Genomic DNA, 13,993 nt, shown 5'->3' with positions numbered 1-13,993 from the left:
CAATCATGACTTTCAACACTCAACCTATAAAATTTAAGTATTCTTGGCGCGATTATCAACAGCGAGTTTTAGATGAATTAGAATTTCATTTAGAAGATGCGCATCTTAATGTTGTAGCACCGCCTGGTTCTGGAAAAACGGTTTTGGGATTGGAAGTGATGCTTCGGATTAATGAGCCTACGCTTATTTTAGCACCAACTTTAGCGATTCGTAATCAATGGAAAGATCGATTTATTGAGCTTTTTCTTGATAATAAGGAAGTCGATTGGATTTCGATGGATATTCATCAACCAAAATTTCTTACCATTTCTACTTATCAAGGATTGCATGCTTCGATGGTAAAAGACGAACAGTCTTTGATTCAATTATTAAAAGAAAATAACGTCAAAACTTTGATTGTAGACGAAGCGCATCATCTAAAAAATGAATGGTGGAAAAGTCTCAATAAAATCAAAAGTGAATTATCACCAAAGATTGTTGCGTTAACTGCTACGCCGCCTTTTGATGTTGCGAAAGAAGAATGGAATCGTTATCTCACTTTTTGTGGTCCGATTGATTGCGAAATTTCTGTTCCAGAATTGGTTAAACAAAAAGATTTGTGCCCACATCAAGATTTATTGTTGTGCTCATTTCCTACAAATTTCGAGAGTGAAATTATTTCTAAAAACCTTGAAGAAGTAGAATCTTTTTTCCAAGAAATAAAAGGAAATACAGCTTTGTATGATTTTGTTTTGACGTTAGATTTTATAAAAACGCCCGCAAGTTGTTTCGACGAAATTTATGCAGATTTTGATGCGTATGCGTGTTTTGTGATTTATCTGAAATCGTTTGATACGCCATTGGATTTTCAGCATTTGGATTTATTAGAAAACGAAACGATAGATTTTCCGCCTTTCAATTATTATTGGGCAGAATGTATGTTCAATTATTTGTTGTTTAAAGATGAAGAATTTTATTTAGAACACGAGAAATTCTTGAAACCATTTTTAACGAATTTAAAACGAATCGGAGCAATCGATCAGAAAAAAGTTACGTTACATTATAATCAAAAAGTTAAAAATTCACTGATAAATAGTGTAAAAAAGATTGATAGTATTGCAGAAATTGTAAAGTCAGAATATCAACATTTGGGCGATAAGTTGCACATGGTGATTTTGACGGATTACATTCGAAAAGAATTTTATTCGGATAATTTACAGAATGAACCAAGTAAAATAAAGTTGGGAGTTTTTCCAATTTTCGAAAAACTTCGAAATCTAAATTCAGAAATAATTCCACATCTTGCGATTATTACAGGTTCGATGGTAATCGTTTCGAAAACAATTCTTCCAAAATTAATTTATCAATTCAAAGATAGAGCAGAAGCGATTCAGTTCAAATCGGTGATGTTCGATGATAATTTTTTCGAAGTTGTTGCAGAAGATAATTCAAGAGGAAATTTGTTGGCTGTTTTAACAAAATTATTCAACGAAGGTGTTATCAAAATAATTGTCGGAACTCGCGCTTATTTGGGCGAAGGTTGGGATGCGCCGAGTATCAATAGTTTAATTTTAGCGAGTAATGTAGGTTCTTTTGTAACATCAAATCAGATGCGTGGGCGTGCGATTCGTGTGAATTCTGAAGAACCAAATAAAGTGAGTAACGTTTGGCATTTGGTTACGTTGGATTTATTTGCGCAAAATGGCGGTGGAGATTTGGATAAAATGAGACAACGATTTGAGGCTTTTGTTGGAATTTCGCAAAAGGAAAACACGATTTCGAATGGTATTTCTCGTCTGAATCTTCCTGAACAATTTACTGAGGAATCTATTGAAAATTACAATCAGCAAACGATAGAATGGAGTAAAAATGATGTTCAAATTAGAGATTCTTGGACAAATTCTATTGCCGAAGGAACAAAAATTGATAATGAATTAAAGTATTTTTATGATGGAGAAAAAGAATATGATTTCTCAAAACATTTGTATTATTCGAAGTCGATAAAAAGTTTAACAACAAGTTTACTTCTTTCATTCATCTCTTTTATCGTTTTCTTTTTCGAAGAAAGTATCCGAACACTTTTATTTTCGATGTCGAAAAGAAGTTTTCTTTCAACCATAATTTTTCTTTCAACGGTTGGAATTGTGTATTTCGGAGTTAATTTTTACAAAAACATCAAACTTTATATTCAATATAGAGATATCACCAAAGATTTTCAGAAAATAGCTGTTGCGTTATTCAATACTTTGCAACATTTTAATTTATTGTCTGATGAATTGCGCGAATCAAATATTTTAACAACTGTTGATAAATCGGGAAATATTTCGTGTAGTTTATTGTCGGCAACAACTTATGATAAGGCGATTTTTTTAGATTCGCTCGAAAATATTTTAAATCCAATTGATAATCCACGTTATTTTATCGAACGAAAAAGTGTGCTGATGAAGCTTTTCAAACAAAGAGATTATCATTCGGTTCCCGAAATTATTGGTCAACACAAGAAAAAGGCCGAATATTTTCATCAACAATGGTTGCAACTTGTAGGCGATGCAGAATTGCATTATACAAGAAGTTATTATGGACGAAAAAAATTGATCAAAGCGAAAATGAAATCCTTAAGTTTTCAATTAAAGCAACCAATTGAGCATATCAAAAAGTGGAAATAATCTAACTTCTCAAAATCTTTTCCATCGTTTTTCCTTTGGCTAATTCATCGATTAATTTATCTAAATATCGAATTTTTTGCATCAATGGATTTTCAATTTCTTCCACACGATAACCGCAAATCACACCTTTTATTTTAGTTGCATTTGGATTAAAATTTGGTGCATTTTCAAAAAAATCTTGAAAGTTGGTTTTATTCGTTAAAATTTCTTCCAAATCTTTTTCAGTATAACCCGTCAACCAAAAAATAATTTCGTCAACTTCCGTTTTTGTTCGGTTTTTCTTTTCTGCTTTAGTTATATAGTGTGGATAAACACTCGCAAAAGACATTTCGATTACACGCTGAAAATTTTTATCATTCATTTTTCAAGAATATTATGAAGGATAAATTTCGACAATTAATTTGATAAAATCTCACTATTTTCATCGATTGTGCTTTGTAGATTTTGAGTTAAATTTGAGTATGAAATTTTTATTCAGATTTTTAATACTATTTACGATAATTAGTTTGGTTGGATGTACTTCCAAAACCAAAAAGTCGCCGATTGATTTTTATTATTGGCGAAGTAATTATTTGGTGAACGAAACAGAAAAAAAAGCGGTTGATTCGTTGAAAGTGGAAAATGTTTACGTTCGATTTTTTGATGTAGATAAAAAACTGAATAAAATTTCTCCGGTTGGAATTATTCAGAATTTTGATGCAACAAAACTCAATGTTAATTATATTCCGACGATTTTTATTACCAATCAAACTTTTCTGAATACATCCAAAGATCAAGTCAAAATTTTAGCAAAAGATGTGTATAATTTTTTGAGTGAAACGGCTGAAAGAGGAAATATGAAAAACTTCAATGAAATTCAGATAGATTGTGATTGGACGAAATCTACTCGCGAAAATTATTTTACGTTTTTGTCAGAATTGAAACATATTTCGGGCAAAAAACTTTCGGCAACTTTGCGTTTGCATCAAGTTAAATTTAAAGATCAAGAAGGTATTCCGCCTTTGGATAAAATGGTTTTGATGTGTTATGCAACCGAAAATCCAACCGATCAATCTGAAAATAATTCGATTTTAGATTTGAAAATAGCGAAAGATTATTTGAAGAATTTAAACGATTATCCAATCAAATTAGATGTTGCTTTGCCAATTTATTCATGGGCAATTTTGACAAATCATCAAGGAAGAATAAAATTAATCAATTCCTTTTCGGAGCAAGATTTGATAGGAAAACCTGTAAAGAAAATCAGAAATGGATTTTATGAAGTGGAAGATGATTTTTTTGTTCGAAATTTTTATGTGAGCAAAGGTTTTACAATAAAAGTTGAAACGATTTTTCCCGAATTATTAGTTGAAACAAAATCATTTATCGATACAAAATTATCTTACAATTATCGCTTGATTTATTATCATTTAGACTCAAAATTTTTGAAAACAATACCAACACAATTATGAAAAAAATAGTACTTACTTTATGCCTAACTTTTGGTTTGACCAAAGCATTTGCGTGTGCTGATGGAGGTGGAGAAGATTATTATTACTACAATCTTTTTTCGCAAACATTAAGCGAAGCACCGCAATATCAGCCATTTTTGATGACGTTGGATAATCCATATTATACGATGGATGCAAATCAAAAGAATGAAAATATTTTGGATTGGCAAAAAACGTTAGGAATTAACTATCAGCAAGCATTTGAGTTGGTTTTTAAAGCATCGAAACAAGAAATTGATTTGATGATAAAGAATGGAAAATCATCCAATGCGAACTATAATTTTGCGACAACAGATTGGGTAAAAAAGAATAAACAAAGTTTACTTTATCTGTCGTATGCTAAGTACCTAGAACCTTACATGGCTTTTTATTACATCGATAATGGAGAATGGTCGTATGTCGATCGTCCAGAGAAAAATGTCAATAATCTAAATTATAAAAAAGTTCTTGAGGTTCTAAAGAAAAGTTGGAATGCGGAAACGGACAAAGAATTAAAAACTCGTTATGGTTATCAATTGGTGCGTTTTGCCCATTATTTCCATGAATATAAAGATGCCATCAATTATTTTAACATGTATGTGGCGTCGCAAGGACTTAAAAATTCGATGTACTATTATGCATTAGATCAAAAAGGTGGAGCAGAACGTGCACTTGGAAATTATATTCAGGCGAATTATGACTTTTTCGAAGTTTTTTCTCATTCAAATGATCGAAAAATGAGTGCTTATCAATCGATGCGCGTGACAGAAGATTTGAATTATGAGAAAATGTTAGCCAATGCCAAAACGATTCAAGAAAAAAATGATTTGTATTTGTTAATAGGTTACAACGATTTTTCGAATCCGTTGGCGCCTGCAAAAAAAATTATTGCGAATGATGTGAATGCTCCACAAGCGAGAATATTATTTGCACGTTCTATCAATTTAATTGAGCGCGAATATTTGCAACAAAATCCTGAAGATTATTATTGGGATTCGTCTCAAGAGCGAAAAAAGTATACGGATTTATATTTACCTGTAAAAACGAATAACAATTATTATGGAAGTTCTGATGAAAATTCGAAAGATGAAATTCAGATTAATGAATTAATTTCTTTGGCAAAATCGCAAGCAACAAAAGCTAATAACAAAGAATATTGGAATTTATCGGTGGCATATCTTAATTTATTGAACAAAAATTTTTCGGAAACAAAAACGTATTTAGCAAAAGTAAATTCAACATCGAAAGAATTTCAACAACAGAAAAAAGTGATTGAAATTTTATTAGAGATTTTCGAACAAAAGAAAATTTCAGATAGTTTCGAGAATCAATTGATGCAAAAATATGCGTCGATTTTAAATTATGAATATCCAAAATTACCAGAAGATGTTTATGATTATTCAGATGAAGATGATCAAAAAATGAACTTGAAAAATGTGATTTTAGATGTTTTGGGAAATCGATATTTTCTGCAAGGTGATAAAGGAAAAGCATTTTTGATTCATAATGAAATTACACAATTAGGTTCAAATCCGGATTGGGCGATTATCAATGATTTGGATAAATTGGATAAAAAATCGAATAAAACAGCTTTCGAAAAATATTTGATTAATGCAAAAGTAAAATCGAGTTCATGGGATTGGAGAACAGAAAAATCGACAGATATTCAGTTTAAATTATCTGATTATTTAGCCGATTTCAAAGGAACATTGTATTTAGGCGAAATGAAATTTGATTTAGCGAAGAAAGAATTTGAGAAGATTGATCAAAAATATCATACGTCAGAAAGTGCTTATTTTGTTTATGATTACGATTATACAACAGAAAAAGAAAGCAAAACTTGGGTAGAAAATCAGTTTGATGGCTATCATAATATTCCGAATAAAATTTTTGGCTATAATAAGATTGAATGTTTTAATTGTGACGAAAATCAAGTGATTGCAACACCATATTTGAATGAATTCAAATTTATCAAACCAAAAATGTCAAAATTAGAATTGACAAATGCGATGATTGAATTGAATAAAATAGCAAAGAAAAATACAGAAGAAGCTGCAAAAGCGAATTATTTGTTGGGGAATTTCTTCTACAATACGACGACTTTGGGCTATTATCGTTATTTGTTGACATTTGATCGAAATAATGATAATGGACCAAAATTTAATAATTATGGCGATCAGTATGAAGCGACAAGCAATTTCTTTTACAAAAGTTTTGGTTGGGGTGGAAATTACGTAGATAATTTTACGCCTTCAGAAAATTATTTGAAAAAAGCATTTGATTCGACAAAAGACAAAGAAATGAAAGCGCAAATATTGTTTGCATTGTCGAAGAATGAACAAGGAAGATTTTATAATGCAAAAGACCCTGTATTGAAACGTTTGTACGAAAATCAATATGATAACGAAGAGAAGATTTTAGCGTTTAAAGTGGCAAATTACCGTTCTAATTTTAAGAATTTGAAACAATATTCGGACACTAAAACATATCAAGAAATAAAATCAAATTGTAAATATTTCGATTATTACACGAATAACTTTTAATAATTAAAACGCTTCTAATTTTAGGAGCGTTTTTTGTTAGGTGATTTTTGACTAAAATAGATTATTATGAAATGTTTTGTAACTCAAAAACCAATTAATCGCTACGAAGCTGTAAAAGGAAAAGAAATTCAGCAAGAGATTTTTAAATTGATTCAGCAAGATTATCCCGCAATTACCGAAGAAGATTATGTTTCGATAAAAGTATTGAACAAATATCGTCGTCAATTTTTTGCAAATTTGATTTCGCAAGAAAAAGGTGAAATGGAAAAATTGGATCAAGATGTAGTGGAAGCGATTCGTGATAATTCTATTCTTTCCGAAAATATAAAAGAAAATACATCAAAACCATTGACAACAGGCGATAGAATTGCAGATAAAGTAGCATCTTTTGGTGGAAGTTGGACATTTATTATTTCGTTTTTTATTTTCTTATTGGCTTGGATGTTTCTTAATTTTTGGATGTTGCACAACAAAGGTTTTGATCCCTATCCATTTATTTTACTCAATTTGATTTTGTCTTGTTTAGCGGCAATACAAGCCCGAATTATTATGATGAGTCAAAATCGTCAAGAAGATAAAGATCGTGATAGAGCCGAACATGATTATAAAATTAACTTGAAAGCTGAATTGGAAATAAAATTATTAAGTGAAAAAATAGATCATTTATTGGTTCATCAGAATAAGAAATTATTAGAAATACAGGAAATGCAGATTCAATATTTAGAAAATATCGAAAATCAAATTCTTCATACAAAAGATAAAAAAGAAAATAAAAAGGAAGAATAATGGATAATTTTATGTCTAAAGTGGTAAAAGACTTAATTATCTGAACTGAAACATTTCCATTTATTTTTCTTAAATTTGAACTTTGAAAAGTATAAACAAACAAAATAATCAAAATGTCAAAATCATTTGCTCAAATTCCTCACGCTGTTAACGAAGAGGTGAAATCATATGCTCCTGGTACGCCAGAGCGTGCGCAATTATTAGACGCATACAAAAAAATGTTTAACGAGGTAACAGAAGTTCCTCAATACATTGGTTCTGAAGAAATTTTTTCAGGAAATAAAAAAGAAATTCGTCCTCCACATGATCACCAAAAAGTTGTTGGTTATTTCCACGAAGGAACACAAGATGATGTAAAAAAAGCGATTAACACAGCTTTGGCAGCGAAAGAAGCTTGGGTTGCAATGCCTTGGGAAGATAGAGCGGCAATTTTTTTAAAAGCTGCAGATTTGATTGCTGGTCCTTACCGTGCAAAAATGAATGCTGCAACAATGATTGGTCAATCTAAAAATGCAATGCAAGCAGAAATTGATTCAGCTTGTGAGTTGATTGACTTTTTACGTTTTAACGTACAATACATGACAGAAATTTATGCAGATCAACCAATTTCTTCTCCAGGAATTTGGAATCGTGTAGATTATCGTCCATTAGAAGGATTTACTTTCGCAATTACTCCATTCAACTTTACTGCAATCGCTGGTAATTTACCATCTTGTATGGCTTTGATGGGGAATGTTGTAGTTTGGAAACCTTCTGATAAACAAACTTTAGCTGCTAAAGTAACAATGGAAGTGTTCAAAAAAGCTGGTTTACCAGATGGTGTAATCAACATGATCTTAACTGATGGAGCAGAAACCGCAAAAACAGTTTTAGAACACAAAGATTTCGCAGGTTTACACTTCACAGGTTCTACAAAAGTTTTCAATACTTTATGGAAACAAATTGGAGATAACATCAATAATTACAGAACTTATCCACGTATCGTAGGAGAAACAGGAGGAAAAGATTTCGTAATGGTTCACAAATCAGCTTGTCCAACAGAAGTTGCTGTAGGTTTAGTTCGTGGAGCGTTTGAATACCAAGGACAAAAATGTTCTGCTGCTTCTCGTGCTTATATTCCATCTAACTTATGGAGCGAAGTTGAGAAACAAATGAAAGAAATGTTAGCAACTGTTACATTAGGATCTCCAGAGGATTTCTCTAATTTCATGACAGCGGTTATCGATAAAAACTCTTTCGAAAAATCTAAAGCATATATCGATCGTGCACAAGCATCTTCTGAAGCTGAAGTTGTAATAGGTGGTACTTATGATGATTCAGTTGGATATTTTGTTCAACCAACAGTTATCAAAGCAACGAACCCTAAATATGAATCAATGGTAGAAGAAATCTTCGGGCCTGTATTATCAGTTTATGTTTATGATGAAAATGAATTTGAAGCAACTTTAAAATTAGTTGACGAAACTTCTGCTTACGCATTAACAGGATCAATCTTCGCGAAAGATCGTGCAGCTGTAGAATTAGCTGCTAAAGCATTGAAAAATGCTTGTGGAAATTTCTACATCAACGATAAACCAACAGGTGCAGTTGTAGGACAACAACCATTTGGTGGAGCACGTGCTTCTGGTACAAATGATAAAGCAGGTTCTGCAATGAACTTGTTACGTTGGACTTCTGTTCAAACAATCAAAGAAACATTTGTTCCTGCAAAAGATTACAAATACCCATTCTTAGAAAAATAATATTTTCGAGATATAAAATTAGAATAAGCCTTACATTTGTAGGGCTTATTTTTTTGGTATGAATGATAATTCGGAAAAAGCAATCAAAGCTTCAATTTTTAGTATTGTAGGAAACGCTTCTTTGGCTGGAATTAAGTTTTTGGCTGGTTATTTTGGGAATTCTTACGCACTTATTGCAGATGCAATCGAGTCTTCGGCAGATGTTTTTTCTTCTATATTTGTTTTCTTTGGACTAAAGTATTCTGCAAAACCTGCAGATGAAAATCATCCTTACGGGCACGGAAAAGCAGAAGCGTTAATCACATTTTTAGTGGTTACTTTCCTTATTGTTTCTGCGATTATCATTGCAAAAGAAAGTATTAACAATATTATTACACCACATCATCAGCCCAAACCATTTACCTTATTAGTTCTTGGAGGAATTATTTTATTCAAAGAATTATCGTTTCAGTATGTAATGCGAAAAAGTGTTGAAACCAATAGTTCTTCTCTAAAAGCAGATGCTTGGCATCATCGTTCGGACGCAATTACATCGTTAATGGCGTTTATCGGAATTTCGATTTCATTGGTAATGGGACCAGGTTGGGAGGCAGCAGATGATGTTGCAGCACTTTTTGCATCAAGTTTTATTTTATATAATGCGTACAAAATCCTTCGACCTGCGTTGGGAGAAATTATGGATGAACAATTGTACGAAAATGAAATTGAACAAATCAGAGAAATCGCTTCGCATGTTCCTGGTGTTATGGCGACTGAAAAATGTAATGTGCGTAAGAACGGAATGAATTATTATGTGGATTTACATGCAATAGTCGATGGAACGATTTCGGTAGTGGAAGGACATAAAATTAGTCATGATCTGAAAGATGCTGTACAAGCCAAAATGCCACAAGTAAAAGACGTTTTAGTGCATATAGAACCTACGTTTGTTTCGGTTCGAGAATATTTTCGAACAAATCACATTGAAGATAAAAGAGTGGAGGAGTAAAAATAAATCAATTTAAATAAAAAAAGAGAAGCAATTGCTTCTCTTTTTGATCTTTTAGTTGGTTAATAAAAAATCATAATATATATAAAAGGTCGATTTTAGAATAATTTGAAACCAATACCAGTACTGATTAACCAAGGATTAAGATCTACATCTGCTGGTACATAAACTTGTTTGTCTAAAGCTGCACCAACTGTAACGTCTGTGTTTAAGTATAATTTTTTAACATCTACGTTCCAGTATAATTTATCATTGATTTTGTAATCAAATCCTAATTGAAATCCGAAACCTACATTGTTTTTGTAATCTACACTAGTTACGGCTGCGTTTCTCCCTTTTCCTTGCCCTTGATCATAGAAGATTGTATAATTAATTCCAGCACCAACATAAGGTTTTAGGTTTTTGGTTGGATACAAATGATATTGTACATTAAGAGTTGGAGGTAACAGCATTACTCGTCCCAAATCTAAATTTCCTAATGCAGTATTTACCGCTACAACTTCGTGTTTAGATGTTCCTAAGATTAATTCGGCCGCGATATTTTTTGTAATATAATAGGTAAAGTCAATTTCTGGAATAAGATTGTTTGTAACCGCTACATTTCCACCTATTGCTTCTATTTTAGCATCTTCCATAGGAACTACACCTGTTGCTCTTACGCGCATATGCAATTCACCTGCTTCTTGTCCAAATGAGATTGCTGATGTAAGGATTGCTCCTAATATTAATAGTCCTTTTTTCATAATGTTTATTTTATTTCTGGAACAAAATTCGGATTAATTTATCCGAATTAAAATGTCAAATATCATTTCCGAAAATGACTTTAAACATTTGTTTTTTTTTAGGATATTATTAACTTAAACACGCTGATAGTCAATTATTTTTAATGAGTAAAAATAATCGTAAAAGAAAAACTTTTCACTTAATAGAAATTTATTACTTTTGGAGGAAAGTCATAAAAAAACAAAAAAACTCAAAAAAATGGATTTCTTAGAAAATGAAAATTTATCATTAATCGCGCAATCGGCAAGAGATTTTGCAAAACAATACATTCAGCCGAATATAATGGAGTGGGATGAAGCTCAAACTTTTCCAGTTGAAGTTTTCAAAGAACTTGGAAAAATGGGATTCATGGGAATCGTTGTCCCAGAAGAATATGGTGGAAGTGGTTTGTCATATGATGAATATGTATCAATTGTAGACGAAATTTCGCAAGTTGATCCTTCTATTGGTTTGTCTGTAGCGGCACATAATTCACTTTGTACAAATCATATTTTAGAATTTGGTTCAGAAGAACAAAAACAACGTTGGTTACCAAAATTAGCAACAGCAGAATGGATTGGTGCTTGGGGATTGACAGAGCATAATACAGGATCTGATGCGGGAGGAATGTCTACAACAGCTGTAAAAGATGGTGATGAATGGGTAATTAACGGAGCAAAAAACTTTATTACACATGCAATTTCTGGTGATGTTGCGGTTGTGATGACAAGAACAGGAGAGAAGGGAGCAAAAAATAACGCGACGGCTTTTGTAATAGAAAAGGGAACGCCAGGTTTTACATCGGGTAAAAAAGAAAATAAATTAGGAATGCGTGCTTCGGAAACAGCAGAGCTAATCTTTGATAATGTACGTGTTTCGGATGCAAATCGTTTAGGAAATGTTGGTGATGGTTTCAAACAAGCGCTTAAGGTTTTAGATGGTGGTCGTATCTCGATTGCTGCTTTATCTTTAGGAATCGCGAAAGGAGCGTACAAAGCAGCGTTGAAATATGCACAGGAGCGTCATCAGTTTGGAACTGCAATTGCAAATTTCCAAGCAATTAACTTCAAATTGGCTGAAATGATTACAGAAATCGAAGCTTCAGAATTATTAATTCGTAAAGCATCTTATTTAAAAAATCATAAAAAACCAATGACGACAGAAGGTGCAATGGCAAAATATTACGCATCGGAAGCGTGTGTTAAAATCTCGAACGAAGCAGTTCAAATATTTGGTGGATACGGATATACAAAAGATTTCCCAGTAGAGAAATTCTATCGAGATTCTAAGTTGTGTACAATCGGTGAAGGGACAACGGAGATCCAAAAATTAGTGATTGGAAGAAATATTTTGAAAGATTAATACAAAACGATTTGTTTAATTACTAAAGAGTTGTATATTTGCCATCTCAAAAAGAAATAGATAAAATTATGTTGATTATACCAGTAAAAGACGGAGAGTCAATCGAAAGAGCTCTAAAAAAATACAAAAGAAAATTTGATAAAACAGGTGTTGTACGTCAGTTAAGAGCACGTCAACAATTTACAAAACCTTCTGTTACAAATAGAATTAAGATGAGTAGAGCAATCTACAAACAAGCCTTAATCGAAAAGGAGGAAGCATAAATTGCCGTTTTAAACGATATAAAGAAATTAATTTCTGTTGACCTATTTATTAAAGTTGTAACTTTGATGAATAGGTTTTTTTATGGAATTTATTCAACTATTCTTAGATTATTTAGCGCTCGAGAAAAACTATTCTACGCTAACAATCACCAGCTACAAAAGAGATTTGGACGATTTTGTTGAGTTTTATCAACAAGAAGAAAATTCGTCGGAAATACAACTTGCAACAAAAAATCATATTCGTGCATTTGTGATGCATTTATCAGAATTAGAAAAGTCTGAGAAAACGGTTAATCGCAAATTGAGCGCTTTACGGACGTTTTATAAATATCTGATCAAAGAAAATCATCTTACCATTAATCCAATCGNNAAATTCATTCACTCAAACAAAATAAACAAGTTTTGGTGCCATTTACAGAAGCAGAGTTGAATGATTTATTGAATAATGATGAGTTTTTTCCAGATACATTCGAAGGTTTACGTGATCGATTAATGATTGATGTAATGTATCAAACAGGAATTCGACGTGCCGAATTAATTGGTTTAAAAGAAAATGATATCGATCCGAATACACTTTCTATAAAAGTTCTTGGAAAAAGAAACAAAGAACGCATAATTCCTATTTCGACCTTTCTGTTAGAGGATTTGGCGAATTATAACACCAGAAAACATAATGAAATTACCTTACAATGTACGAATGTTTTTGTAACAGAAAAAGGAAAACCTTTGTATGATAATCTTGTTTATTCGAAAGTAAAATACTATCTTAGTCTTATAAGTGTAAAACATAAAAAAAGTCCTCATATGTTGAGGCATTCATTTGCGACCCATATGTTAGATTCCGGAGCAGATCTGAATGCGGTAAAAGATATCTTAGGGCATTCAAGTTTGTCATCGACTCAAATTTATACACATGGGAGTATAGAAAATTTAAAAAAAGTGTTTAACAAAGCTCACCCGCGTGAGAACAAAAAAGAGTAATTATGACAATTAACTTTCAAGCAGTAAACTTCAATACTAAACCAGGTTTAGAGGAGTATTTAGAGAAAAAATTAGAAAAATTAGAAACTTTGTCAGACAAAATCATTGCAGCGAATGTTTCTTTTAAGTTAGAGAATACTGCAGAAAAAAATAATAAGACAGTTGATATTAAGTTAGAAGTACCAGGAGATGACATTGTTGTAAGTAAAACAGGACAGTCTTTTGAGGAATGTATTGATTTGGCGGTAGATACATTAAAAAAATTAATTATCAGAAAAAAAGAAAAAATTAGCGAAAGATAAAAAATAGCGAATTGACTAAAAAAAGAACCTAAAAATTTGGTTAATTCAAAAAACAACGTAAATTTGCAGTCCGTTAAACAAACATATTTAACGGACTGTTCTTTTAAATAACGCTTTTAAAAACAAAAATGCCGATGTAGCTCAGCTGGC

The 13,993-nt window shown here is 31.8% G+C and carries 13 protein-coding genes; 11 read left to right on the top strand and 2 right to left on the bottom strand.

The window, feature by feature from the left end:
* The first annotated feature begins 5 nt into the window (after window positions 1-5).
* The gene (locus B2217_RS01120; protein WP_280045496.1) at window positions 6-2,645 is read left to right on the top strand and encodes a DEAD/DEAH box helicase family protein; all 2,640 of its coding nucleotides are present in this window, start codon (window positions 6-8) and stop codon (window positions 2,643-2,645) included.
* 1 nt (window position 2,646) lies between these two features.
* Here the strand turns inward: B2217_RS01120 and B2217_RS01115 are convergent, their stop codons facing one another.
* Window positions 2,647-3,006, bottom strand: a complete 360-nt coding sequence (locus B2217_RS01115) for a DUF2200 domain-containing protein (RefSeq protein ID WP_280045497.1) — start codon at window positions 3,004-3,006, stop codon at window positions 2,647-2,649.
* Between the two features lie 100 nt (window positions 3,007-3,106).
* Between B2217_RS01115 and B2217_RS01110 the strand changes: the two genes are divergently transcribed.
* The 5 genes from B2217_RS01110 to B2217_RS01090 all read left to right on the top strand — a co-directional run bounded on the left by B2217_RS01110 (window position 3,107) and on the right by B2217_RS01090 (window position 10,173).
* Window positions 3,107-4,096, top strand: a complete 990-nt coding sequence (locus B2217_RS01110) for a hypothetical protein (protein ID WP_280045498.1) — start codon at window positions 3,107-3,109, stop codon at window positions 4,094-4,096.
* Window positions 4,093-6,657: a hypothetical protein gene (locus B2217_RS01105; protein ID WP_280045499.1), complete on the top strand. Its 2,565-nt coding sequence runs from the start codon at window positions 4,093-4,095 to the stop codon at window positions 6,655-6,657. Before B2217_RS01110 ends, B2217_RS01105 begins: the two co-directional genes overlap by 4 nt.
* A gap of 66 nt (window positions 6,658-6,723) precedes the next feature.
* Window positions 6,724-7,443 (top strand): DUF1003 domain-containing protein, encoded by a 720-nt coding sequence (locus B2217_RS01100; protein WP_291122003.1) that lies wholly within the window; start codon window positions 6,724-6,726, stop codon window positions 7,441-7,443.
* A 113-nt stretch (window positions 7,444-7,556) separates the two neighbouring features.
* Window positions 7,557-9,185, top strand: coding sequence for an L-glutamate gamma-semialdehyde dehydrogenase (gene pruA, locus B2217_RS01095; protein WP_280045501.1), 1,629 nt, complete (start codon window positions 7,557-7,559; stop codon window positions 9,183-9,185).
* Between the two features lie 58 nt (window positions 9,186-9,243).
* Window positions 9,244-10,173 (top strand): cation diffusion facilitator family transporter, encoded by a 930-nt coding sequence (locus B2217_RS01090; RefSeq protein ID WP_125349438.1) that lies wholly within the window; start codon window positions 9,244-9,246, stop codon window positions 10,171-10,173.
* 98 nt (window positions 10,174-10,271) lie between these two features.
* Here B2217_RS01090 and B2217_RS01085 read toward each other — a convergent pair whose 3' ends face one another.
* A complete protein-coding gene (locus B2217_RS01085; protein WP_180905816.1) occupies window positions 10,272-10,916 on the bottom strand; it encodes an OmpW/AlkL family protein in 645 nt (214 codons plus the stop codon).
* A 238-nt stretch (window positions 10,917-11,154) separates the two neighbouring features.
* Between B2217_RS01085 and B2217_RS01080 the strand changes: the two genes are divergently transcribed.
* The 5 genes from B2217_RS01080 to hpf all read left to right on the top strand — a co-directional run bounded on the left by B2217_RS01080 (window position 11,155) and on the right by hpf (window position 13,843).
* Window positions 11,155-12,297, top strand: coding sequence for an acyl-CoA dehydrogenase family protein (locus B2217_RS01080; protein WP_180905817.1), 1,143 nt, complete (start codon window positions 11,155-11,157; stop codon window positions 12,295-12,297).
* Window positions 12,298-12,365: 68 nt separating this feature from the next.
* Entirely contained in the window at window positions 12,366-12,560 is a 195-nt protein-coding gene (gene rpsU / locus B2217_RS01075; protein ID WP_038331168.1) for a 30S ribosomal protein S21, read from the top strand.
* 82 nt (window positions 12,561-12,642) lie between these two features.
* Window positions 12,643-12,990, top strand: coding sequence for a site-specific integrase (locus tag B2217_RS01070; protein ID WP_291122002.1), 348 nt, complete (start codon window positions 12,643-12,645; stop codon window positions 12,988-12,990).
* The gene (locus tag B2217_RS01065) at window positions 12,966-13,541 is read left to right on the top strand and encodes a tyrosine-type recombinase/integrase (RefSeq protein WP_291122001.1); all 576 of its coding nucleotides are present in this window, start codon (window positions 12,966-12,968) and stop codon (window positions 13,539-13,541) included. The genes B2217_RS01070 and B2217_RS01065 overlap by 25 nt, the downstream gene beginning before the upstream one ends.
* Window positions 13,542-13,543: 2 nt before the next feature.
* Window positions 13,544-13,843 (top strand): ribosome hibernation-promoting factor, HPF/YfiA family, encoded by a 300-nt coding sequence (gene hpf, locus B2217_RS01060; protein ID WP_038331066.1) that lies wholly within the window; start codon window positions 13,544-13,546, stop codon window positions 13,841-13,843.
* Window positions 13,844-13,993: the final 150 nt, after the last annotated feature.

It is taken from the genome of Empedobacter sp. UBA7620 (assembly GCF_002484185.1).
In the GTDB taxonomy this organism is placed as follows: Bacteria; Bacteroidota; Bacteroidia; order Flavobacteriales; family Weeksellaceae; genus Empedobacter; species Empedobacter falsenii_C.
The sequence above is the reverse complement of the archived record's forward strand: the minus strand, read 5'-3'. Positions and strand labels throughout refer to the sequence as shown.

Bases quoted from the DNA above. Each gene is read 5' to 3' on its own strand.
- B2217_RS01120 (WP_280045496.1), top strand. From the start codon at position 6: ATGACTTTCAACACTCAACCTATAAAATTTAAGTATTCTTGGCGCGAT.
- B2217_RS01115 (WP_280045497.1), bottom strand. From the start codon at position 3,006: ATGAATGATAAAAATTTTCAGCGTGTAATCGAAATGTCTTTTGCGAGT.
- B2217_RS01110 (WP_280045498.1), top strand. From the start codon at position 3,107: ATGAAATTTTTATTCAGATTTTTAATACTATTTACGATAATTAGTTTG.
- B2217_RS01105 (WP_280045499.1), top strand. From the start codon at position 4,093: ATGAAAAAAATAGTACTTACTTTATGCCTAACTTTTGGTTTGACCAAA.
- B2217_RS01100 (WP_291122003.1), top strand. From the start codon at position 6,724: ATGAAATGTTTTGTAACTCAAAAACCAATTAATCGCTACGAAGCTGTA.
- pruA (WP_280045501.1), top strand. From the start codon at position 7,557: ATGTCAAAATCATTTGCTCAAATTCCTCACGCTGTTAACGAAGAGGTG.
- B2217_RS01090 (WP_125349438.1), top strand. From the start codon at position 9,244: ATGAATGATAATTCGGAAAAAGCAATCAAAGCTTCAATTTTTAGTATT.
- B2217_RS01085 (WP_180905816.1), bottom strand. From the start codon at position 10,916: ATGAAAAAAGGACTATTAATATTAGGAGCAATCCTTACATCAGCAATC.
- B2217_RS01080 (WP_180905817.1), top strand. From the start codon at position 11,155: ATGGATTTCTTAGAAAATGAAAATTTATCATTAATCGCGCAATCGGCA.
- rpsU (WP_038331168.1), top strand. From the start codon at position 12,366: ATGTTGATTATACCAGTAAAAGACGGAGAGTCAATCGAAAGAGCTCTA.
- hpf (WP_038331066.1), top strand. From the start codon at position 13,544: ATGACAATTAACTTTCAAGCAGTAAACTTCAATACTAAACCAGGTTTA.